The sequence below is a fragment of the Nonomuraea sp. NPDC049158 genome (assembly GCF_040648335.1).
Classification (GTDB): Bacteria; Actinomycetota; Actinomycetes; order Streptosporangiales; family Streptosporangiaceae; genus Nonomuraea.
In genome coordinates this window covers 252,473-275,353 of the sequence record NZ_JBEZDM010000005.1, presented here as the reverse complement: position 1 = coordinate 275,353, position 22,881 = coordinate 252,473, and the positions used below count along the sequence as shown (strand labels likewise).

General features: G+C 68.8%; 17 protein-coding genes. 6 read left to right on the top strand and 11 right to left on the bottom strand.

The features are described from left to right. Positions 1–27: 27 nt before the first annotated feature. Both AB0B61_RS14105 and AB0B61_RS14100 read right to left on the bottom strand, forming a co-directional pair. The gene (locus AB0B61_RS14105; RefSeq protein WP_358431693.1) at positions 28–1,398 is read right to left on the bottom strand and encodes a hypothetical protein; all 1,371 of its coding nucleotides are present in this window, start codon (positions 1,396–1,398) and stop codon (positions 28–30) included. 8 nt (positions 1,399–1,406) lie between these two features. Then, positions 1,407–1,820 (bottom strand): hypothetical protein, encoded by a 414-nt coding sequence (locus AB0B61_RS14100; protein WP_358431692.1) that lies wholly within the window; start codon positions 1,818–1,820, stop codon positions 1,407–1,409. Between the two features lie 131 nt (positions 1,821–1,951). Between AB0B61_RS14100 and eccB the strand changes: the two genes are divergently transcribed. The 3 genes from eccB (at position 1,952) to AB0B61_RS14085 (ending at position 5,256) form a co-directional block, all read left to right on the top strand. Beyond that, on the top strand, positions 1,952–3,382 hold the full coding sequence (eccB, locus tag AB0B61_RS14095) for a type VII secretion protein EccB (protein WP_358431690.1): 1,431 nt from the start codon (positions 1,952–1,954) through the stop codon (positions 3,380–3,382). Positions 3,383–3,463: 81 nt separating this feature from the next. Continuing rightward, on the top strand, positions 3,464–3,808 hold the full coding sequence (locus tag AB0B61_RS14090) for a hypothetical protein (RefSeq protein ID WP_358431689.1): 345 nt from the start codon (positions 3,464–3,466) through the stop codon (positions 3,806–3,808). Beyond that, the gene (locus AB0B61_RS14085; RefSeq protein WP_358431688.1) at positions 3,805–5,256 is read left to right on the top strand and encodes a hypothetical protein; all 1,452 of its coding nucleotides are present in this window, start codon (positions 3,805–3,807) and stop codon (positions 5,254–5,256) included. The genes AB0B61_RS14090 and AB0B61_RS14085 overlap by 4 nt, the downstream gene beginning before the upstream one ends. Position 5,257: 1 nt before the next feature. On the opposite strand, the gene AB0B61_RS14080 is transcribed toward AB0B61_RS14085, so the two are convergent. The 6 genes from AB0B61_RS14080 to AB0B61_RS14055 form a co-directional block, all read right to left on the bottom strand. Then, the gene (locus AB0B61_RS14080) at positions 5,258–6,052 is read right to left on the bottom strand and encodes a WXG100 family type VII secretion target (RefSeq protein WP_358431687.1); all 795 of its coding nucleotides are present in this window, start codon (positions 6,050–6,052) and stop codon (positions 5,258–5,260) included. Beyond that, positions 6,049–7,218 (bottom strand): type VII secretion target, encoded by a 1,170-nt coding sequence (locus AB0B61_RS14075; RefSeq protein ID WP_358431686.1) that lies wholly within the window; start codon positions 7,216–7,218, stop codon positions 6,049–6,051. Before AB0B61_RS14075 ends, AB0B61_RS14080 begins: the two co-directional genes overlap by 4 nt. A gap of 19 nt (positions 7,219–7,237) precedes the next feature. Further along, complete coding sequence (locus AB0B61_RS14070; protein WP_358431684.1) at positions 7,238–8,650, bottom strand: hypothetical protein; 1,413 nt, start codon at positions 8,648–8,650, stop codon at positions 7,238–7,240. Then, a complete protein-coding gene (locus AB0B61_RS14065; RefSeq protein ID WP_358431683.1) occupies positions 8,650–9,033 on the bottom strand; it encodes a hypothetical protein in 384 nt (127 codons plus the stop codon). Before AB0B61_RS14065 ends, AB0B61_RS14070 begins: the two co-directional genes overlap by 1 nt. Positions 9,034–9,131: 98 nt before the next feature. Beyond that, positions 9,132–9,446, bottom strand: coding sequence for a WXG100 family type VII secretion target (locus tag AB0B61_RS14060; RefSeq protein ID WP_225293530.1), 315 nt, complete (start codon positions 9,444–9,446; stop codon positions 9,132–9,134). A 34-nt stretch (positions 9,447–9,480) separates the two neighbouring features. Continuing rightward, entirely contained in the window at positions 9,481–9,831 is a 351-nt protein-coding gene (locus AB0B61_RS14055) for a WXG100 family type VII secretion target (protein WP_225293532.1), read from the bottom strand. A 312-nt stretch (positions 9,832–10,143) separates the two neighbouring features. On the opposite strand from AB0B61_RS14055, the gene AB0B61_RS14050 reads away from it, so the two are divergent. After that, positions 10,144–11,607: a hypothetical protein gene (locus tag AB0B61_RS14050; RefSeq protein ID WP_358431681.1), complete on the top strand. Its 1,464-nt coding sequence runs from the start codon at positions 10,144–10,146 to the stop codon at positions 11,605–11,607. Positions 11,608–11,620: 13 nt separating this feature from the next. Next, positions 11,621–12,358, top strand: coding sequence for a hypothetical protein (locus AB0B61_RS14045; protein WP_358431680.1), 738 nt, complete (start codon positions 11,621–11,623; stop codon positions 12,356–12,358). Between the two features lie 3 nt (positions 12,359–12,361). Here the strand turns inward: AB0B61_RS14045 and AB0B61_RS14040 are convergent, their stop codons facing one another. Together AB0B61_RS14040 and eccD are read right to left on the bottom strand one after the other, a co-directional pair. Further along, entirely contained in the window at positions 12,362–12,805 is a 444-nt protein-coding gene (locus tag AB0B61_RS14040; RefSeq protein ID WP_357948728.1) for a YbaB/EbfC family nucleoid-associated protein, read from the bottom strand. A 44-nt stretch (positions 12,806–12,849) separates the two neighbouring features. Further along, the gene (eccD, locus tag AB0B61_RS14035) at positions 12,850–14,367 is read right to left on the bottom strand and encodes a type VII secretion integral membrane protein EccD (RefSeq protein WP_358431679.1); all 1,518 of its coding nucleotides are present in this window, start codon (positions 14,365–14,367) and stop codon (positions 12,850–12,852) included. Between the two features lie 97 nt (positions 14,368–14,464). Between eccD and eccCa the strand changes: the two genes are divergently transcribed. Then, positions 14,465–18,442 (top strand): type VII secretion protein EccCa, encoded by a 3,978-nt coding sequence (eccCa, locus tag AB0B61_RS14030; RefSeq protein WP_358431678.1) that lies wholly within the window; start codon positions 14,465–14,467, stop codon positions 18,440–18,442. Between the two features lie 70 nt (positions 18,443–18,512). Here eccCa and AB0B61_RS14025 read toward each other — a convergent pair whose 3' ends face one another. Further along, entirely contained in the window at positions 18,513–22,781 is a 4,269-nt protein-coding gene (locus AB0B61_RS14025) for a hypothetical protein (protein WP_358431677.1), read from the bottom strand. Positions 22,782–22,881: the final 100 nt, after the last annotated feature.

Genomic DNA, 22,881 nt, shown 5'->3' with positions numbered 1-22,881 from the left:
CCTTCCGTCGTCTCGCCACGGAAGCCGTCAGCCGATGCGGTCAGTTACTACGCCGTCGGTTTCGCCGCCCCACACGTCGTCGTCCTCGGTCAGCCAGGTGCCGCCCTCATTGGTCCGCTCCTCGGTTCCGGCGCCGGCGCCGGACATGGGCATGAACGGCATGCCGCCCATTCCGTTCCCCGCGGCTGCCTTGAGTCCGGTCTGGGCGTTCGGCAGGGCTGAGGCCATGCCGCCACTGCCCCCGGCACTTGTGAGGGGACCCGACGAAGGAGAGGAGGAGTTCGGGAAGTTGGCGTTGGGGCTGGTGGTCGTGGGGTTGGTGGTCGTGGGAGTGGAGGTGTTGGTGGGGTTCCAGTCCGAGGGGGGCTGGAAGTCCTCCAGTTTGGTGGAGGTGGGGGTGTTCAGGCCCTTGGTGGGGTCGGTCAGGCCGGACGTGGGGTCCGTCATGCCCTTCGTCGGGTCTGTCATGCCCTTGGTGGGGTCCGTGACGCCGCCGCCAGTGGGGACGTTTGCCCCCTTTGTTGGATCTGTCGCCCCTGGGTCCGTGGTGCCCTTGGTCGGGTCCGTGGTGCCGTTGCCGGTCTGGTCGGGGGTCTGCGTGTCGGTCGGGATCCTGGGTGTGGTGGGGGTGTCGACGCCGTTCCGGTTCGAGTCGTCAGAGCCGATGCCGCCGTTGTCGCCCAGGCTGCCGTTGTCACCCGTGCCGCTGTAGCCGCCGGTGCCGTTGTAGCCGTTCCCCGATCCGCTGCCCGGGCCCCCGGGGTTGGTGAAGTCCGTGTTCAGGGGTGTGACGGGAGGGGGTGCCGCGGCGGGGTCCTTGATGTCCGGGACCTCTTTGTGGAAGGAGTCCGGCAGTTGCTGGTAGGTCAGCGTGAGGTCGTCGTTCAGGAGGCGCAGGTGCTTGCCGGCGAGTTCGTCCTGGGAACCCCACTCGACACCTTTGTCCATGGTGCGATACCAGCCGGGGCTGGAGTCGTCGAAGGTGAAGGTGTTGTCGCTCCAGGCCAGGCCCGACTTGTCCATGAACTCCTGGTGCTCGACGAGCCGGTCACCGAGGGACTGCAGCGGGCGGCCCATCCAGTTGAGCTTGTCCGACAGCTCGCGGACCGTCGCGTGCAACACCCGGAGGGCCTCCTGCGCCTCGACCGACGCCTTGCCCTCCCAGCACTTGGCCATCTCGACGTTGATCTGCTCGATGACCTTCTGAGCGCCGGCCAGGGTCGAGCAGGCGTCGAGGTAGGCGTTACCCGCCTGCTTGACGGCCGTCGCGTCCAGGGACTTGACGAAGTTCTTGACCTCGGCGACGCTCCTGCCGTCGTCGTCCACCGCAAGAGGCGGGCACGACGTCTTGATCATGTGCGTCTTCTTCTGGACCTTGAGCTTCTTGTCCTCGGCCATGGGGGCTCCTACACGTCCTTCGTGCCGACGTTGGCGATGTCCACACGCTCGTAGTTGCCCGCGCCCGCGTTGATCAGCTCGATGGCGATCCGCGTCTTCTCAGCGACCTCGCGGTACGCCTCGGTGAATTCCTTGTGGCCGTTCTGGAGCGTGGCGACGAAGGTCTGGCCGCCTTCCCAGCGCTTGATCTGCTCGACGGCCACCTTCATGCCGACGAGGTTGGCCTTCACGTCCAGGTCGTTGACGGACCCGGGCTTGTCCCCGGCGAACTTGGCGAATTCCTCGGCGAGCTGCTCGGCGAGCTTCTTGAGCTTGCTGGCGCTGTATGTGACGCCCTCGCGCTCGGGATCGAGCCCGGCCCAATCCGACTCCAGACGCCAGCCCTGGGCCGGCGGCGGACTCAACTTATCGGGATCTGACACAGCAACCTCCCCGAACACCACTGGCCACAAACTTTACTCGTATATCACGATCTCATGCCCCATTTGGGACATAACCCCCCGCTGCTTTCATACTCCTATGCTGTCCTCAGGCCGGACCGAAACGGAGTGGCATGCAGACCCGCAAGGATCTCTACCAGGCACATCGGCTCATGACCCAGCGCCTGGGTATGGCCCTGTTGCAGGGCGAGCCAGACCTGCCCGAGTCGCCGATGCGGCGGCACAACGTGGCGACGTTCGCCGGGATCATGGTCGGCGTTCTCATCATCGCGGGGTTCGGCATCTGGGGCATGCTCAAGCCAGGCGGAGCGACCAACCTGAGGGACGCCGGTCAGCTCATCGTCGAGGAGGAGACCGGCGCGGCCTACGTCTACAGCCAGCAGACCGGCCGGCTGCTGCCCGTGGCCAACTACGTCTCCGCCCGGCTCCTGCTGGACAGTGACTCCATCAAGGTCAAGACGGTGTCCGCGGAGTCGCTGGCCGGGTTCGCGCGCGGCGGGCAGGTGGGCATCGCGGGCGCTCCCGACTCGCTGCCCAAGCCCGAGCGGCTCATCAAGTCGCCCTGGTCCGCCTGCGTGGTGGAGGCGACCGACCCCTCCGGGGGGCGCAAGTCGTACGTGACGCTGGTGGGCGGGACCGACGTCGGCGGCAAACCCGCCGGAAACGACGCGCTGGTCGTCAGCGACGGGCGGCAGAACTGGGCGCTCTGGGGCAACCAGCGCATGGCCCTGCGGAACGTGGACCGGCTCACCGACCAGACGCCCCGGCGGGTGCCGACCTCGTGGATCAACGCCATCGCCGAGGGGTCGGACTTCGCCGCCCCGCCGATCCCCCAGCGCGGCCGCAACATCCACGGCCCCGGCGGCAGGACGTTCAAGGTCGGGCAGGTCTTCAAGGCCGCGGCGGTCGCGGGCGCCCCCGCGCGCTGGTACGTCATGCTCGCCGACGGCCTCGCGCCGATCACCCAGACGCAGGCCACGCTGCTGATCCAGGATCCGGCCAGCCAGACGGCGTACGGCAAGCAGCACGTACGGGAGATCTCGATCGACGCGGCGAACGCCAACGCCGCGAAGGTCTCGGCCCAGCGGATCACCGGCGGCGGCATGCCGGCGACGATGCCGCGCTTCCAGGTGCCCGCCGGCTCGGCACCGCTGTGCATGGTCTACGCCAACACCGTGAAGGGGTCCGTGAAGGGCACGCTCACGGTCGGCAGCCGGATCGGCATCCCGACGCCGGGGTCGAGCGGCAACCCGGAGCGGTTCGACCAGGTGTTGTTGCCCCCGGGCGCGGCGGCCCTGGTGGGGCTGCTGCCCGGTGAGAACCAGCTCTCCAACGTGCAGCAGTTCTACCTGGTCACCGACCAGGGGAAGAAGTACCGGCTGGCCTCGCCCGACGTGCTGACCAAGCTGGGCTATGACGCCTCGAATGTGGCGCCGCTGCCCGCCCACCTCCTGCGCCTGATCCCCGAGGGGCCGACGCTCGACCCGGCGGCCGCCAGGACTCCGGTATCGGACACCCCGGCCATCCGCCCGACAGGCTCCTAAACAGCAGGTTTCCTGGACGCAAATACTTGTAAACATTAGTATCAAAGGGGTAGATGGGGCTTTGTGATACGTGGGGGGCACATGGGGGACATGGCGGAGGGATATGAGGTCATACCGCCCGACCTGAAGAAGGCCATGGAGACCTGCGCCCTGCAGGCCCCGATCGTCCGCAACGCCATGATCGCCTTCGCGCCCGCGAAGCTGAGCAAGAGCGACTTCGGCCTCGCGCCCGGCGCCGACGAGCTGGGCGCGGCGTACGTCGACGGCACGGCGGAGAACGATCACCGGGACAAGCGGTACGAGTCGGTCTACGGCTACCTCGGCGACCTGGCCGATGCCCTGGAGTTCATCAGCACGGCCCTTGAGGTCTCGGCGTACAACTACAAGGCCGCTCACCAGGCCAGCGACGTCGGAGGCCCCAGATGAGCCAACACGGCAGCATCAACCCGCTCGAATGGGACTGGACGGCCTGGCACTTCGAGATCAACTGGGGCTCGCTGCTCAACCCCGCCCCACTGCTCGACACGATCAAGTCCATGTGGCGCGCGCTCCCCACCCTCATCGGCGGAGACGAGACCGAAGGACGTCTCAAGGCCGCCGCCGCGGCGCACGACAACCTCGCCACCAACCTGAACAAAGTCTTCGAGGTCCTCGACGCGCGCGCCCATGGCCAGCACGAGGGCTACGTCGACAAGATCGTGAAGGAGTGGAAGGGCAAGGCCGCCGACGACTTCAGGAAGGTCTGGGGCCTCGTACTGAGGCACGACAACCGCGTCGCGCTCATGAAAAGCTGCACGGAGATCGCCAACATCCTGAGGATGGTCGCCGACTCGGCCGCCCACACCAGGAAGGCCATCATCGAGCTGCTCGAGACGGCGATCATCTGGTACGTCGCCTTCTACGCCCTTCGGTGGGCAGCCGGCATGTGGGGCGGATGGCTGGCCGCGGGGGCCGCCTACATGCGGACGACGAAGATCGTGCTTCTGGCGGCCCAGGTCCTCACCAGGTTCGCGTCCGTCCTCAGGATCTGCGCCGGCGCCCTCAAGGTCCTGCCCGTGGTCGGTCGGCTGAAGTGGGTGGCCAAGCTCGGCAGCGCGACGCGCACCGCCGCGGCCATGACGAAGACGGAACTGAAGGTCGCGAAGTTCAAGAAGTACTCGGCCTACGCCGAGAAGTTCGGCGCGGCGAACTTCAAGGCGTACGCCAAGACCTCCGGCAGCGTGTACGCGGGCGTCATCGGCACGCAGATGGTGGCCCAGGGCATCAGCGGCCACAGCCTCTTCAACCTCGCCCCCCTGACCTTCACCCAGGCGGCCCGCATCACCACAGGCGCCACGCTGGTGGGCACCTTCGCCCCCATAGGCGGATTCTTCGGCAAGGGGATCCTCCAGGGCGGTACTGCGGCGAGCTGGGCGGCGACCCTGACCAAGACAGGCGCCGCCGTCGGCGAGTCCGGCATGGCCTTCGGCGGCTTCGTCGGGATGCGTAACTGGGCCTACGAGCAGATCAAGCTCAAGCTGCCCGGAGCCAGGGTCGCCGGGAAACCGGGCAACATTCACAAGCAGTTCTGGAGTGGCATCCCGACGTCCTTCTTCCGGGTGTGGCGGCCCCTGCAGACCAACCCCGACTTCGGCGAGCTGCCCCAGTCGAATGTGCCCGTCGCCAACGGCCACGCGACTCCGCCCGCGCGGGTCGGCACGGCGAAGGTCGGCTATTGGCCGGTCGACAACGGCTCGCTGTACGACATCGCCCAAAAGGTGTACGGCGACCCGGGCCGGTGGCAGGAGATCTACAACGCCAACCGGGACATCATCGGTGACGACCCGCGCAAGCTGAAGCCCGGACAGGTGCTGCGGATCCCGCTGGACGAGTGAGTCAGACCTCGGCCGTCGTGCCGGAGCCGCCGGGCAGCTTCCCGGTCAGGGAGTCGTCCATCTTCACGGAGAGGCCGCCCATCTTCTCGTCGTACGTCATGCCGGCGTCGGAGAAGGGCGGCATGCCACCTGACTTCATCGCGCTCATCTCGGTGGGGATGGAAGCCTCCAGCATGGGGAAGAGCTTCCCGGTCATCTCGGTCTGCTGGGCGGACATGTAGAGGACCCCGCCGAGGGTTGCCACGATCAAGCCCTGCTTGATGAGCAGCTTCTTGACCGCCTGAAGGGTGATGGAGCCCCGCACGGCCGACAGCCCCTCGGCCATGATCTTGGTCCACGGGGTGGCACCCATGGCCAGCTTCCATATACCCATGACGAGCATGCTGGTGGCCACCGCCATGACCACGATGGCGCCGTAGTGGTAAGCCTTGGCCGCCGAGTCGACAGCGTCCCCGGTGTCGTTACGGGTGTCCTTGAGGGACTTCACGCCATTCTTGAAGGCCGTGTGGATGCCCTCGAAGGTGTCGAAGGCCGCGCCATCCCACTTGCCCGAGGTCTTCAGCTGCTTCTTGAGGTGGTCCAGCCCGTCGGCCAGTTCGTCCAGCTCCGACATCAGGCCGGCATGGTCGATGCTCTGCCAGGCTTTGGCGGCGTCCGACATCGCGCCGGGGTTCGACACCAGCACGCCGATGCCGGCGGCGACATAGAAGGCCCAGGGCTGCAGGATCGCGACGGCCGCGGCGGAGGCCGTGCTCGCCGCCAGCTTGTAGAGCGACGCGTCTGACTCGTAACTCACCTGGAATCCCGCCCGATCACTTCAGGTGCGATCTCATCGTCGCCGCCCCAGACGCCCTCGTCCTCGCCGAGCAGCGCGTTCTGGCGCTCGTTCTCCTTGTCGCCCCCGGTCCCGGCGCCGCTCATCGGCATCATCGGCATCATGGGCATGCCGTTCGTACCGTTCACACCTCGCAGACCAGCCGGTACGGCACCCGCACCCGCACCCACGCCTCCGCCGATGCCCGTGCCGAATCCGGTGCCAGTGCCGGTGCCGCCGCCACTGCCGACGCCCGAGCCGGGGCCGGTCCTGGTGGCGGAACCGTTCAGGTCCGGGGACAGGGTACTGAGGTCCGGGTTCTTGACCTGCGGGGTGTTCAGCGAATTGGGGTCGAACTGGGACAGCTGCGTCCCGTCGGGGAGCTTGCTGTCGACGTCGGGCAGCTTCGGGTCGGGGATTTGCGGCTGGCCGTTGAGCGCCGAGTCGATACTCGGCACCTTCATGTCGGGCTGGTTCCCCAGGGAAGCCGACGGCAGGTCCGTCTTGGGCAGGTTCGTCGAAGGGAGGTCGCTCGACGGCAAATCAGTCTTCGGGAGGCCGGTCTTCGGAAGGTCGGTCTTCGGAAGGTCGGTCTTCGGAAGGTCGGTCGAGGGAAGGTCCGTCTTGGGCAGACCGGTATCGATCCCCGGCGGCTTGCCTCCGCCGGACATGTCAGGCAGCCCGGCGCCGGTGTTCGGCAGGCCGGAGTTGCCGAGGTTCCCGAGATTGCCGAGGCCGTTGGGCCCGCCGCCAAGGCTGTTCGGGTCGAAGCCGATGTTCTTGATCCCGTCGCCGTTGGCATCATCGGCCGTCTGGTAGTTCTTGGCGGCCTGCTGGAGCGCGGTCTTCCAGCTCTGCAGCGCCTTGCGCCCCTTGGCCAGCGCGTCCGCCTGCCGTTCTATCGCCTTGTCGTGGACGCTGCTGACGCCGATGCCGATCACGCCGAAGTGCGGCCACTGGACGCGCAGGTTCTCCGTCTTGCCCTCTAGCTTGGAGATGACCCCGGCGTGTTCGTCTATCGAATGGCTGTTGGTGTCGAGCGCGGTGGCCTTGAACGAGACGCCGGACGACATCGACGGCAGTTTCCCACCGTTCTGCAGCTGCGCCAGCGCAGCCGCCTGGCTGGGGTTCTGCGTCGAGTCGCCCATCCCACTCCCTCTAACCTGGTCAGCAGATGACCGGGTCGGTCACGTCGTGCGCTGAGTTCCAGTCGTCCTTGTCCGCGGGGAGCCAGGTCATCCGCTCGAAGTCCCCCTGGTCCTGGCCCGCGCCGGCACCGGACATCGGCATGAACGGCATGCCGGACATGCCATTCCCCGAGGTACGCATGCCCGCCGCGAGGCTTTGGCCCGGGGCGCCCATGGCGCCGTTCGGCGAGCCGAGCACCGAGGGGACGCTGGGCGGCGTGCCAGTGGGTGAGAGGACACCCACCGGGTTGGGGGCGATGGTGCTCACCGGATTGCCGGTCGGGCCGATGCCGGTCGGGGTGATGACCGGCGTGGTCGGCGAGTAGGACGACACTTCCGTCCCGTTCGGGTCCAGGCCGCCCTTGGGGTTGTCGCTGCTGGTCTTGTCGTCCTGGCCGAGCACCGGCGGGACCGTCTGGTCCTGCTTGCCGGAGTCGCCGGTCTGCGAGGGGTCCTGGCTGCCGGTGCCGTCGCCCGGCGTGGTGCCGCTCTGGTCGCCGGTGCCGTTACCGCTCTGGTCGCCACCGTTCTGGCCGTTACCGTTCTGGTCGTTACCGTTCTGGTCGCTGCCGTTCTGACCGTTGCCGGTGTCCGAGCCAGGCTTGCCGCCCGAGTCGGAGCCGCTGTGGTCGCCGGTGCCCGAGCCGCCCGTGCTGCCGCCGCGCGAGCCGTCAGAGCCCGTACCACCGCTGCCCGTGGAGCCGGTACCTCCGGAAGAACCGCCGTAGCCGTCCGACGAGCCGTTCCCGTTCCCTCCGGCGTTGATGCCCTTGCCAGTCGGATATCCGGGGTCGCGGTACGTACCCGTACCACCCGGAATCGAGACGGCGGGCAGTTCGTAGGACACATCGTGCGGGACCTGCACGTTGTAGAGATCAACGATCTTCTTGTTGAGCTCCTGCATCGCCTGCTGGGCTTCGCGGTCCGCGGCGGCCTTCGCGGCCTTCGCGTTGGCGGCCTCGTCCACCATGATCTCGGAGCTGGGGACGTCGTTCCCGGAGCTCTTGTTGGTCGAGATGCCCTCGACCTTGGCGATCGTCTCGGGGAGGTAGCCCGCGTACTGACGCAGGGCGGAGCCCATCATCTCCAGCTTGGTGGACAGCTCGCCGCCGGAGGCGTGCAGCATCTGCAGCGCGTGGCGTGCCTTGCTGGCGTCGGGGCCCTTCCACACAGTGAGGATCTTGCCCGCGTGCTCTTCCAGCGCGTTGACGGCCGACTCGATCGCGCTCGACGCCTTGTCGTACGCGAACCCGGCATCCTCGATCTGGCTGGGCTGGGTGTTGTTCAGCATCGTCAGGATCTCGTCCTTGGATGCGTTCACCGTCCCGCCCTCTGGCATCTTGTCGAACGACAGGATGACGACGACCTGCCGGCCGCCCTTGCCCTCGGCCATCAGCCCTTGCCCTCGTTGGCCTTGTCGCCGGCGCCATGGTTGGCGGCGCTCGCCTCGACGGCGGCGATCACGTCCTTGTAGGCGTCGACGAATTCCTTATAAACCTGTGCGAACTTCTTGCCGCCGCTGTTGGCGCCGACGGTCCTGCTGAAAGCACTGGCGTCGTGCCACGTACCGATCTGCGCCTCGGACAGCTGGCAGTGGTCCAGGATGCCGTTCACGGAGCCGTTGGTGTAGCCCTCCGCCGAGCCGGGTCCCGTCATACCGCCGAGGTACGACTTGAGCTCTTCGGCGATCGCCCGCATCTGGGTGGGGGAATGCTCCCGCCCCGCTCCCGAGTCGAACAGATCAGGATCGATGTGCAGAGGGTCTTGGCCCTCCATTGCGTCCTTCTGGGTCATCCCCATCCCCCATAGAAAAAGGAACCCGGCCGGCGCTTCGAGGCACCGGCCGAGGGAGGCACGATCGCCGCAACGGACTTCTAGTCGGTCCAGATGCTGATGTTGCGCCGCTCAGCGTTCTCGTAGTTGCCCTTGGCGATGCTGACGGCCTTGGCCGCTTCGAACAGCTGCTTGCCCATCTCCACCTCAAGGGCGTCCCACTGGGCCTTCTTGCCGTCGAAGAACGTCTTCGCCTCGCCCTCCCAGTCGGTGCCGAGGGTGGTCCTGACGTCGTTGTAGAGGTCGTCCGTCACCCGGTCCAGCTCGGTGACGATCGACTTCAGCTGCTCGTACGCCGCTTCCATGTTGGGGAAGTGGGCGTAGGTGTAGTCCTCTGGGGTGAACGTGTCGGCCATGAGTGTCTCCGTCCTACCTGCGTACTAAGGGGGCTTAGCTCGACGCGTTGATCAGCGAGTCGATGCGACCGCCGGCGCCCGCGGAGTTGAGCCCGCTGGAGATGTCCATGTTCTGCTGCGCGGCGGTGGAGTACACGCCGGCGCCCATGTTCAGCTTGTCGTAGATGCTCTCAAGGATCTTGATGACTTGCTGGAAGTCGACATCCCACGCGTCGAGCGCCTTGCCGAACTGCTGAGAGGCGCCGCCCTTCCAGCCCGCGGCCATCAGGTCGCCCTTGATGGTCTGCACCCGCTGGCGCATGCCCTCGATGTACTGGGCTGTGGTCTCACACTGGCCCGCGGCCTTGATGAGCTTCGTGGGCGCGGTACCCATAAGTGTTGCCATTGGACCTCCAGGTCAAAAGGTCTGGTTCTGTACGGCGGCGCCGTAGGTCCGGTCAACCCGGGTACCCCCGCAAACAACATCAAACGGCATGCTAGCCCCCATCTGCCCCAGAAATAACAGATACTTAACATAACGGCTAGGTCACCGTTAGGGGACTTTTAGGTAAACGCGCAGGTAGGCGGCCTGGAGATTTCTGACACCCACCGCTGGCCTGAGGTCGCAGCTGGTCGTAAAGCTCACAACCTGTACGGCTCAGCAGCCGCACGGCTACGCTTTTGTCGCTTCTGTGTTGATTGCTGGGAGGGCGACAGAGTGGCCGAATTCGGGAGTACGGGGCGGCCGAGCATCGACAGCCTGCTCAACTGGAGCTCTCCCCCACCGCAGGAGGGCCCGGGCGAGATTCAGATAGGCACATCGCTCCCCGGCTCGGTCGACGGCTCGACGACCGTCCTTACCGCGGGTGGCAGTGGCGGGGAATCTCCGCGGGCGGATCAGGCTGGTCCCGTCGACGATTCGTCGATCCCGCCCGACCAGGTTGGGCCTGCCAACGACCAGGTAGGGGCCACCGACGGACAGATCCCGCCGGATCAGGTGGGGCCGGCCGACGGCCAGGGGGACCCGGCGGTGACCGAGATCCAGTCCGACCAGCTGAGCTTCGGGCCCGAGTCGGTGGGCGACATGGCCGACGGCGAGCCCGGCTCGGTCGATCCGCAGGCCGCCGAAGGTGACCCGGCGTGGGAGCCCTCGGACGCCGACGGGAGCGGGAACCCGGACGACTCCGACGCGTCGGACGACGCGACCGAGGACCCGGACGACCCGCAGAGCCAGGACGACACCGGGAACCCGGACAATCCCAGCGACCAGGACAACACGGACAGCGGCGACCAGTCGAACACCGGTGACCAGGGCGACTCCTCGGACCCGCAGACCGACCCCGGCTCCTCCGACGGCCAGCAGGACCCCTCCGGCTCCGAGACCGACCCCCAAGGCCAGACGGACCCGAACGGCCAGCAAGACCCCGCGGACCCACAGACCGACCCGAGCCAGACCGATCCCGGCCAGACCGACCCCAGCCAGCCCGGCGGCCAGGACGACACGACCGTCCCCGAGACTCCCTCGACGGACCCACCGGCCGACGGCGGCGCCGAAGACCCCAGCTCCAGCCTCCCGGAAACACCCACTCCCGAGACGCCGAGCACCGAAACGCCCACCCCCGAAACGCCGAGCACTGACATGCCGGCTACCCCGACCCCGGAAACGCCCAGCGCTGAGACCCCCGGCGCCGGAGGCGCCGACACGCCGTCCGTCCCCTCTCCCGACTCCTCCGGAGGCGGCGGTGGCGGAGGCGGCCAGGGCAACGGCAAGTCCGATGGCAAGGGCGGCAAGGACGGCAAGACAGGCGGCAAGGACACCGGCGGCACCGCGAAGGACGACAAGTTCGCCGGAAGCGAGCTCGGCGGCGGCTGGCGCAAGGCCCGCCCCGAGGTCATGGAGAAGCTCGGCAAGAAGATCGGCCCCAGCAAAGGCGGCGACGGCGACACCCCAGGCGACCACATGGGCGCCGCGGAGAACACCGCCCGGAACATCGACATCGGCTTCCCGGGGTTCGGCCTGATGGGCGCGATGGCATTCACCCCCGCCTACCACTCGGCCCGCACGTCGGCCGCCGACTATCTCAAGAGCGCCAAGAACCAACTGGGCGTCTGGGACGAGCAGCTCCAGCAGGGAGCCGGCATCGTCCGTCAGGCCAACGACAAGAGCACCGCGAAGAAATGATCTCAGGGGCGACATGGACTACTACTCGAACGGGTCGACCTACTACACCGTGGCGATGGGTTTGTGCCTCTATGGCGCGGTCCTGCCGTCCAATCCCGCGCTGAAAACGATCTGCAAGTTCACCGGGACGATAATCGGCACGATGTACTCCAGCCCCAGCGACATCCGCGAAGCGGCCAGGAACACCCGCGGCATGACCACGACGGTCAACAACGCCGCGGCCTCCATCGACTCGGCCCTGGACACCATCGATCATGACGACTGGGAGAAGATGGCGCGTCCGGACGTCGACAGCGCGGTGAAGAAGTTCACCGCCGAGGCCAAGAACAGCTCGCAGTCCTACGAAGGGCTCGCGGGAGCGCTCGACCAGCTCGCCAAGCATTCCTTCCAGATGTCCGTGGCCAGCTTGTCCGTAGCCACAATCCTGGTCGCCCTCTCCCATGCCAGCGCTGCGGGCAAGCTCTTCCCTCCCACCACCGTGGCGACGGAGCTCGCCACCACCCTCTCTGGCGGGACGGCGCTCGCCACGCTGAGGACGATCGCGAGCAGCGGCCTGAAGGTCTACATGGCGGCTGCGGGCGTCGCCGGAGCGGCGGCCATGTACCTGGGCCAGAGCGCCTCGCAGAACATGAGCAAGGCCGTCACGCCCACGGACCCCAAGTCGGTGCCGGCGTTCGAGCAGGTCTACATCCCCAACCTGCCGACGTTCGACAAGGACGGCCAGCCCCTGGGCATGAAGAAGGACGCCTGAAGGTCAGAGGTCCAGGCGGCGGCGGATGCGGTCGAGCTCGCCCATGACGTCCTCGAACGTCCGGTTGTAGGCGGACTCGGCCTCCTTGATCTTGCTCAGGGCGGCGTCGGGGTCCTCGACGTACTTCATCGGGTTGTCCTCGTCGCCGAACGCCTGGCCCATGGCCTCGGTGACCTGGTGCTGCAGGTCCGCGGTCGCGGCCTGGAGCTGCTCCTTGATGAGCTCGGCGAGCTCGCCCGAGCTCAGCCGCATCGCCTTGGGATGCAGCTGGAGCTCGCGCAGCCCCTCGCTGCCGTACTCGATCGTGACCAGGCCGTCGTCGTCCTGGGCCCGCCCGACGAGGTCGGTCATGTTCTTCTGGAGCTCTTCGATGCGCGCGAACTGCTCGTCCGCGCCCTTGAGAAGCTTCTCGATGTCGATGTTCGCGAAGTCCCCAAACTCCTGCATCTTCACTCCACTCTCACAACACTGTTAAATCGCGCAGCAACCTATCACCCGGACAAACCGCGCACCCAGGAATAGACCTCGAGAACGCCCAGCGCGAGCGGGAAGAGCTCGACGATCAGGATGACGTCCACGATGTCCGCCGCGCGGCCCCAGAACGGCGACGGCTTGCCCGTGGGCAGCCAGAGGCCGATGCCGACGGCGGTCAGTGCCAGCCACAGCATGACGATCGCCACGGCCACAGCGCCGATGACGCCGGATTTCGGGCCGAGGGTCACCGCGAGCAGGCCGAACGCGGCCAGACCGACGGTGATCAGCCACAGCCGCTGGCGTACCCCCTGGAAGACCCGGGCCCGCATCATCAGCGTCAGCCCGAGCGTCCCGGTCATGAGGGAGGCGATCCAGCCGCCGTACGTGGCCAGCAGCACCTCGGAGACCAGCGCGACCAGACCGACCGCGATGATCATCCCGGTGGCGTAACGCTGGGCGATAACGGTCCGCTCCTGGATGGCCGCGCTGTTCAGGCGCTGGTTGTCGGCCCGCAGCTCCTCCGCGGTGGTGGGCATGGCCGGGAGCGGCACCTTGGCCAGGCGGAAGGACAATGTGGGGACCAGCGGGCTCAACGCCAGCAGGATCGACACCGTCACCGCGGCCACTCCCGCGGGTGACGGCCCCCACACCATGACCACGGCCGCGCCTATCGCCCCGAACGTCGTGGCGATGGCCGTACCGAGGAATCCCGGCACGCCGTCGGAGATCAGCGCGCCCGCGATGGTGGCCACCAGCGCCGTGCAGGCGAGCGCGGCGAGCAGGTGGGGAGCGCCGATACCGGCCAGGATGCCACCGCTGGCCGGCGCGAACAGGCCCGCGATGAAGCCGTACGGCAGCGCCCCGTGCCCGACCAGGGCGCCCGCCAGGGAGTCGCCCACCGCTCTCGACAGGGCCGCGCCGGTGGCCACGACCACGAGCGCCATCAGCCCGGCCACGACCGTGACGACCAGCGCGGGCGCTCCGGACAGCGCCAGGGCGATCGCGCCCAGGACCAGCAGTCCGAGCGCGCCGCTCGCGCCCATCATCCGGGTGTGCCTGGCCTCCCAGGTGCCGGTGGAATTCTTGACGCCGGTCGCGACCACGTCGGCCACGTCGTCGTACAGCGCGGGCGGCAGCATCGCCTCGCGCGGCCTCAGGTAGAGCACCTCGCCGTCGAGTATGCCCAGCGCTCCGAGGCTCTGGCCCAGGTCGAGCGGGGAGCCGCCGAGCCGCTGCAGCGTCCAGCCGGGCGCGGCGGCGGACTCGCCGCCCAGCTCGTCCAGGGCGCGCAGCAGGCCGGGCAGCACGTGCGGCAGCGGGATGTCGGCGGGCAGCGCCAGGTCGGCCTTGCGCCGCGGTCCCACGATCGTCACGTGGCACAGCGCGGGCAGCGGCACGTGCACCTGGGCGAGCGAGCTCACCTGCATGGGTCCCTGCGGATGCGGGGGTCCCTGCAGGTGCGGCGGGCCTGGCAGGCGCGGGGGACCCTGCGGATACGGCCCCTGAACGGCCGGTCCGTGGACCATCGATCCCATGGCTGGACTCCGTCCCACAAGCATCATGGACAAGAGAGAACATATCGGGTCGCTTCTGGTAAGAAGGTCAGCAACCGATACGGAGGACCATCCCACGGTGAGCATTGTCGTTGTCCGGCGACCCGAACGCCGTCCCAGCCCCAAGCCGCCGCGCGGGGAGATCCTGCTCGAATCGCCCCCTGAGATCCCCGAGGTCCAGGGGCAGGGCTTCATGCTGGTGCTCACGTACCTGCCCATGGTGGCGGGCGCCGCGGCGATGGCCCTGATGTTCACCGCGGGCGGCAACTCCAACCCGATCATGTACGTGGCGAGCGGCATGTTCGCGGTCTCCATGCTCGGCATGACGCTCGGACAGATGGGCCGCCAGTCGGGCGAGCGCAAGCACAAGCTCAACGGCGCCCGCCGCGACTACTTCCGCTACCTGTCGCAGGTACGCAAGAAGGTCAGGCGGGCGGCCAAGCAGCAGCGCGAGGCGCTGGAGTGGAGCGGCCCCGAGCCCGACGCGCTCTGGTGGATCGCGATGGGCCCCCGCCTGTGGGAGCGCCGGCCGCGCGACGACGACTTCAGCACGGTACGGCTCGGCACCGGCGTACAGAAGCTGGCCATCCAGCTCATCCCCCCGGACTCCAAGCCGGTGGAGGACCTGGACGCGCTGTCGGCCGGCGCGCTGCGCAGGTTCGTCAGGGCGCACGCGACGGTGTCGGAGCTGCCCGTGGCCGTGGCGCTGGGCTCGTTCGCTCGCATCAAGCTCAGCGGCGACCCGGCGGCCATGCGGGAGCTGGTGCGGGCCATGATCGGCCAGATGGCGGTGTTCCACTCGCCGGACGACCTGCGGATCATGGTGTGCGCCGGCCAGGAGTGGATGGGCCACTGGGACTGGGTCAAGTGGCTGCCCCACGCGCTGCATCCCGACGAGGTCGACGCCGCCGGACCGGTGCGGCTGATGGCCGAGAACATGAGCGAGCTGGACCGCCTGGTGGGCGCCGAGCTCAAGGAGCGGGCCAGGTTCCGGCCGGGCTCGCCCGCGGACGCCCTGCCGTACCACGTGCTCATCGTCGACGGCGGGCACGTGCCCCACGACTCGCAGCTCGGCACGGACGCCATCCAGGGCGTCACGGTGATCGACCTGTCCGCGGCCACGGGGCCGGTAGAGGAGAAGGCCATGCTGCGGCTGGAGATCCAGCCCGACGGCTTCCACATGATCAAGCTGGACCACGCCGGCAAGGAGCAGAAGACCCGGCTCGGCAACCCCGACAAGCTCGACTACCTGCGGGCGGAGGGGCTGGCCCGACAGCTCGCGCCGCTGCGCGCCTCGGCCACCAGCGGCGGCGAGGTCGAGGACGTGCTGGCGGCCAACACCACGCTGACCGACCTGCTCGGCATCGGCGACCCGACCCGGCTGGACACGGCGCTGACCTGGCGGCCACGGGCGGGCCGCAACCGGCTGCGGGTGCCGATCGGCCTGGGCGCCGACGGCCGGATGGTCGAGCTGGACATCAAGGAGTCGGCGCAGGGCGGCATGGGCCCGCACGGCCTGGTCATCGGCGCCACCGGCTCCGGCAAGAGCGAGCTGCTGCGCACGCTGGTGCTCGGCCTGGCCGTCACCCACTCGTCGGAGATACTCAACTTCGTCCTGGTCGACTTCAAGGGTGGCGCCACCTTCCTCGGGCTCGACACGCTCACCCACGTCTCCGCGGTCATCACCAACCTGGAGGACGAGCTCCCGCTGGTCGACCGCATGTACGACGCGCTGCACGGCGAGATGGTGCGCCGCCAGGAACTGCTGCGCTCGGCCGGCAACTACGCCTCGCTGCGCGACTACGAGCGGGCCCGCGAGCAGGGCGCCGCGCTGGCGCCGATGCCGACGCTCTTCGTCGTGCTGGACGAGTTCAGCGAGCTGCTGTCGGCCAAGCCGGAGTTCATCGAGCTGTTCGTGATGATCGGCCGGCTCGGCCGCTCCCTCGGCGTGCACCTGCTGCTGGCCTCCCAGCGGCTGGAGGAGGGCCGGCTGCGCGGCCTGGACACGCACCTGTCCTACCGGATCGGCCTGCGGACCTTCTCGGCCATGGAGAGCCGCGTCGTGCTCGGTGTGGCCGACGCCTACGAGCTGCCGTCCGCGCCGGGCAACGGCTTCCTCAAGTTCGACACCACCGGCATGACCCGGTTCAAGGCCGCCTACGTCTCCGGCCCCCACCAGAGCGACCCCCGCAGCGCGACCGCCGAGGGCGATGACAAGACGATCCGCCAGGTCGTCGAGTACGGCCCGGCCTACGCGCCACTCCCGGTCGTGGAGGAGCCGGCCAAGGAGGTCGCCAAGCCGGACGACGAACGCGGGCCGCGGAGCAGCCTGCTCGACATCGTCGTACAGCGTCTGGCCGGTCAGGGCCCCGCCGCGCACCGGATCTGGCTGCCGCCGCTCGGCGAGCCGCCTACCCTCGCGCACCTGCTGCCTCCGCTGTCGGTGACCCCGGAGCTCGGCCTGTCCACGCCCGGCTGGGACGGCAGAGGCCGCCTCGCGGGGGTCGTGGGCATCATCGACAAGCCGTTCGAGCAGCGTCGCGACCCGTACTGGCTGGACCTGTCGGGCGCGGCCGGCCACGTCGGCGTCGCGGGCGGCACCCAGAGCGGTAAGAGCAACGTGCTGCGTACGCTGGTGACCAGCATGGCGCTCACGCACACGCCGCGCGAGGTGCAGTTCTACTGCCTGGACTTCGGCGGTGGCGCGCTGGCCGCCCTGGACGGCCTGCCGCACGTCGGCGGCGTGGCCACCCGCATGGACGCCGACCGGGTACGCCGGACCGTCGCCGAGATCGCCACCATCCTGCAGCAGCGCGAGCGCGACTTCGCCGCGAGCGGCATCGACTCGATCGCCACCTACCGCCGTGTCGTGGCCGCCGGAGAGTACGAGGGCGACGGCTGGGGGGACATCTTCCTGCTGATCGACGGCTGGCTGACCATCCGGCAGGAGTTCGAGGCCCTGGAAGGGGTCATCACCGACCTCGCGGCCCGAGGGCTCGGCTACGGCATCCACATCGTCGCCTCCACCAACAAGTGGTCGGAGTTCCGCGCGGGGATCAGGGACCTGTTCGGCACCCGGCTGGAGTTCAAGCTCGGTGACGCCTACGAGTCTGAGGTCAGCCGCAAGGCGGCGCTGGCCGTACCGGAAGGCGTGCCCGGGCGCGGGCTGACCAAGGAGGGCATGCACTTCCTGTCCGCGCTGCCGCGCATCGACGGAGTGCGCGGCGCCGACGACCTCTCCGCCGGTGTGCGGTCGCTGGTGGAGGTCGTACGGGCCTCCTGGCAGGGTCCCGCCGCCCGCCCCGTACGGCTGCTGCCGTCGCTGCTGCCCGCCACGGCGCTCCCCGAACCCGCCCTTACCGGGCCGAACCGGATCGCCATCGGCATCGACGAGGCCGCCCTGGCGCCGGTCGCGATCGACTTCGACGTGGACCCGCACTTCATCGTGTTCGGCGACACCGAGTGCGGCAAGTCGAACGTGCTCAAGCTCATCATGGAGGGCCTGGTCGCCAGGAAGACGCCCAAGGAATGCATGATGATCGTGCTCGACTACCGGCGCGCCCTGCTCGACACCGCCGTCACCGACCACCGCATCGGGTACGCGGCCTCCAGCACCGCGGCGGCGGAGCTGATCCAGGACGCCCGCACCGCGCTGCTCAAGCGGCTGCCCCCGGCGGACCTCACGCCGGAGCAGCTCAGGGAGCGCAGCTGGTGGCAGGGCTCCGACCTGTACATCATCGTGGACGACTACGACCTCGTCGCCACCTCGAACAACCCGCTGGCGCCCCTGGCCGAGCTGTTGCCGCAGGCCCGCGACATCGGTCTGCACCTGATCATCTCCCGGCAGATGGGTGGCGCGAGCCGGTCCATGTTCGACCCGGCCGTCCAGCGGCTCAAGGAGATGGCCAGCCCGGCGCTGATCATGTCGGGCAACAAGGACGAGGGCGCGCTGTTCGGCAACGTACGGCCGCAGCCGCTCCCGCAGGGGCGCGGCTTCTACGTGGACCGGAGGTCGGGCGCGCGCCTGATCCAGACCGCCTTCCTGGACACGCCGTAGGTTGTCCCCCGTGTCACACGTCCACTACCGGCTGACGGCCCGCTTGTTCGGTCGAGGCGGCCTCGGCCGTCTACGGTGGGCCGAGAACGTCGTCCATGCCCAGCTGATCGAGGACCTTGAGCGCCAGCTCGACGTATGACGCCTCATAGTGGAAGTCGAACGGCCTACTGCCAGGGGCCTCGTCGCGGTGTCCGATCGTCACACCGCGGTGTCCCAAAGGCACGAACTCCGCCCGGACGAGCAGCGCCGAGCCGTCCGGCAGCACGTACCTGCCGTCGACGAACCGGCCGAGAGCCGCCCGCACGCGCCTGCGGAAGTAGCCCACGTCCGCCCGCGACATGTCGGAACGGTAGGCGAACTTGACGGTGTACTCGGTAACGCGTCGCACCACTCCGTCTTTTGGTTTGAGGGTCAGGTAGCGACGCTCGATGGCCGCGACCCTCGGGTCACGTGCCCCCATGTTCACCGGCTGGACCTGCCTGCCCGCGGTCACCAGCTCGGCCGGTCGGAAGGTGTGCGGTTTCTCCCCGTGCGGCGTGGCCCCCCAGTCGGTGACCGCCTCGCTCACCCTTCGCGCGTCCCATGCCGCCTGCTTGCGCGCGGCTACGGCGTCCGGCTTGGGAGCCGCTTCGGTCGAGGCGGCCTCGGCCGTCGGCGGTGGGCCGAGCGCGTCGTCCACGCCCAGCTGATCGAGGACCTTGAGCGCCAGCTCGACGTGTGACGCCTCGTGGGGGAAGTCGAACGGCCTACTGCCAGGTGCCTCGCCGCGGTGTCCGATCGTCACACTGCGGTGTTCCGCAGGCACGAACTCCGCCTGGACGAGCAGCGCCGAGCCGTCCGGCAGCACGAATCTGCCGTTGACGAACCGGTCGAGACCTGCCCGCACGCGCGTGCCAAGGTGGCCCAGCGGCGCCGTATCGGAACGGTAGGCGAACTTGACGGTGTACTCCGTGACGGGCCGCATCACTCCGTCACGTGCCTTGACGGTCATGTCGCGACGCTCGATGGCCGCGACCCCCGGGTCACGTGCCCCCATGTTCACCGGCTGGGCCCGCTTGCGCGCGGCCACCAGATCGGCCGAGCTGAAGGTGTGCGGCTTCCCCCCGTGCGGCCTGGCCCCCCAGTCGGTGACCGCCTCGCCCACCCTTCGCGCGTCCCATGCCGGCCCTTTGTTGTGCGAGCCCGGATGCGGGGACTCCCCAAGAGCCTTGGGCGGCCCGGCTGGCTGCCCGGATTTCGGGTCGTCGTACAGTCGTTCCACGAGGTGGGCGAAGTCCGCACCATCGAACGACCGGCCGTGCCACTCCCCCGCCTGCTTGGCCCGCAGTTCGGTGGTGACGCGGCCGAAGTCCACGGCTCCCTGGGCCAGTACGGGCGACTGCTCCGCCGCGTAGCTGAACACGGCCGAGGCGCGGCGGACGGCGGCCTCGCTCGGGGGCTCGCCGAGGAACTCTCCGGCCGCCCTGCGCAGGGCCGTCGCTCCGGTCTCGCCGGGATGCGGCCGTCCGCCGGTGTAGGCGGACCATTCCGCGAGCCTCGACAGGCCCTCGACGGTCCTCGGGTCGGCGTGGCCGCCCAGGACCGCCTCGGTCTCCGCCTTGAGCCACGCCGCGTCGGGCAACCCCGAGTCCGGCCCCCTGCCGAGGAACTTGACCAGGCTGTGCAGGCGGCGCAGGTCTCGTACGGTCGGGGTGTCCGTGACGGCACCGTAGAGCGAGTGGGCGGCGTCGAAGAGTTTGGCGGTGTAGTCGACATGGCGCTGGGTGACCCGATCGCCGAACAGAGAGTGGGCGCGATCCAGCACCTGCACATGGTCGAGCAGGTCACCTCCTCTATGGGGGAACTGGACGAGCAGGTCGCGCAGGTACCGGGGAAGACGCAGCGTCTCGGGGGTGTGGACCGGCCGGGTCCATTCGTCGGCCGGCTGCCGGAACCCCGCGTCGCCCTCGACGGAGCGGTCGGAGCGGGGCAGCAGGTCAGAGAAGTGCGCCAGGTGGTGGTCAAGCAGCGTTGCCCGTGGCGGGACCTCGTGGCCCGCGTGATCTATCAGGACCCTCCCGGCCGTGCGCACGCGGGACGCGTCACCCATCAGGTTGGCGCCTGGTTTGAGGCCCCGGTCGGTGAGCGTCCTGCGGCCGTGAGTCTGGTGTTCGCGATACTCGTCCGGAAGCCCGAGATGGTGTCCGATCTCGTGGGCGTGGAGGTGCGCGTCGGTGTTGGCGCACCAGTTCACTATGTCGGGATGGCCGCTGGGGCGGAAGGTCACCACGCCTTCGTCGCCGGGCCGTGCGTTGTTCGCCTTCTCGAATGTGAGCCGGACATGCAACTGGCTGCCGTCGGAAAGCCGGTGCTGGTGGTTGTAGTACAGGTCCATGCCGTCGAGGGCGTTGGACTTGAGCCGCATCACCTGCTCGGCCGTCATGCCTTCCTTGGCGACGTACCGGATTTTGATCGTGAACTCGGTGACTCGCCGAACCTCGCCACCGTCGCCCCGGATCGCGAAGCGGCGCGCTTCCACGCGGGCACTGGCGTCGAGATCCGGGTACCCCACGCGGTTCTCGATCAGGTGGGCAGTCGCTCTGCTCCTGAGGTGGGCCCACTCGCTCGCCCTGACCGCCTGCCTCGGGTCGATGACGTTGGCCATCACACCGCTGTTGACGCTGTCGCCGTGGACGGGCAGGAGCGGCGTCCGATACTCCGGGTTGAGCTCCTGACTGCGTGCCGGGTGCGCCCTCAGCTCGCCGGGACTGTCCTGCGGCAAGGGCTCCACGGCCCGCGGCGGGGCGGTTCCCTCGAAGGTCCGAGGCCGCTCACCGAACGCCGGGCCCGCCGCCCGTGGCTCCACGATCACGGAGCCGGGGGGCGCGTCCAGCACCGAGACCGTGCCGCTGGCGTTCTTCGCGATCTGCTCGAAGGCGAACCCGACGCTGTTGTACCAGTCGCTGTGCCCGAGCGCCCGGAACTCCTGCCGCAGCGCCTCCACGCGCGGCCGGAGCGCCTCGATGTCGGCCTTGCTGAGCGGGTTGGGCGCCCAGTCGGCCAGCTCACCCTTGTCACGGAAGAAGTGACGGCTGAAAGGGCTGTTCGTGTCGGGTAACCGCCCCGAGAAAGCCTTGTCCCCGTCGAAGCCCTTGACCCTGCCGTCGGTGCCCTCCAAGAAGTCATGCTGGACGCGCTCCGGGGAGAAACGATCGTGGTTACCGGTCAGCGCGTCGAGCAGGCCGAGGAGGATCCCCTCGCGGGTGTTGTGCAGCCGCGCCAGATGCCACTTGCCGTCGAGGCCGCGCTGGACCGGCACCTGCTTGCCGTCGATCCAGTCGATCAGCAACCGCCGCTCGCCGACGATGTGGGTCGCGGCGACGTCGGCGCCGACCGCGCGGCCGAGCCGCGAGTTGAGATGGTCGCGGTCCCGCCGATCCGTCCCGGAGAACTCCTTGTCGACGGCGTGGCTGCCGTCGGCCAGCCGGACCTTCTCCACCTTCACCGTCTCGCCGCCGGCCCCGGCCAGCGGTTCGCGCGCCACCACGCCGCGCCGGGCGCTCTCACTGAACGTCGCGTGATCCCTGAGCTGGACGGGTCTGGTCTCGCTTGAGCGCGCCCAGTTGATCAACTGGTCGACGCTGCGACGGAAGATGTTCCGCTCCTCGACCGGTTGCGGCCGGGCGTGCTCCCCGTCGGCCAGCGGACGGGGATCACCAGCGTCGGCCAGCCTGGTGCGCCCGTTCCCGTCTGCGTCATCCGGCCCGCCGCCGTTCCGGCCGCCGTGGTCGCCCGGGTCGTCGAAGCGCGCGTGCTCCTCCAGCGGCCTGGGCCCGGGATGACCGCCATCCGGGCTCCAACTCGCCCAATGCGCGTCAGCGCCGCCCGCCACCCCCGACGACAGGCCCTTCAACACCATCAGCCAATCGACCGACCCGTCACCGCTCCACAACTCCGAACCCAGCACAGCACCCGCGTTCGCCACCCCCGACTGGCCCATCAACATCCACAGCGACCGCGTCGGAAACGCCCACGCCAACCCCGTCAGCAACCCGCCGGTCAACGCCCCCGTGGCCGCCGACGACCCCACCTGCCGCCAATCCACCCCCTCCCGACGCGACTGCGTCAACTGAACCAGCAGATCCATCCCACCCAGCAACCCACCGAACAACGCAATGTTGATCAACAACCGGCGGGCGAACTGACGCACCGTCCACCGCGCCGCCTGCGCACGAACCCCGATCAACCGCAACGCCAGACCACCCGCGGGCGACACCAACGCCCACGTCAACCACGCCAACTGCACCACCAGCAACAGCACGGCCAACCGCATCATCCGCTTGGTGAACTGCAGCTGCACCCCCAGCTCATTGCACGCCAACGCCAAATCCACCAAAGACCGCACCAAAGCCGCCCGGCGACCACCCACCTCCTGGGACACCTTTCGGGTGAACGCCCGC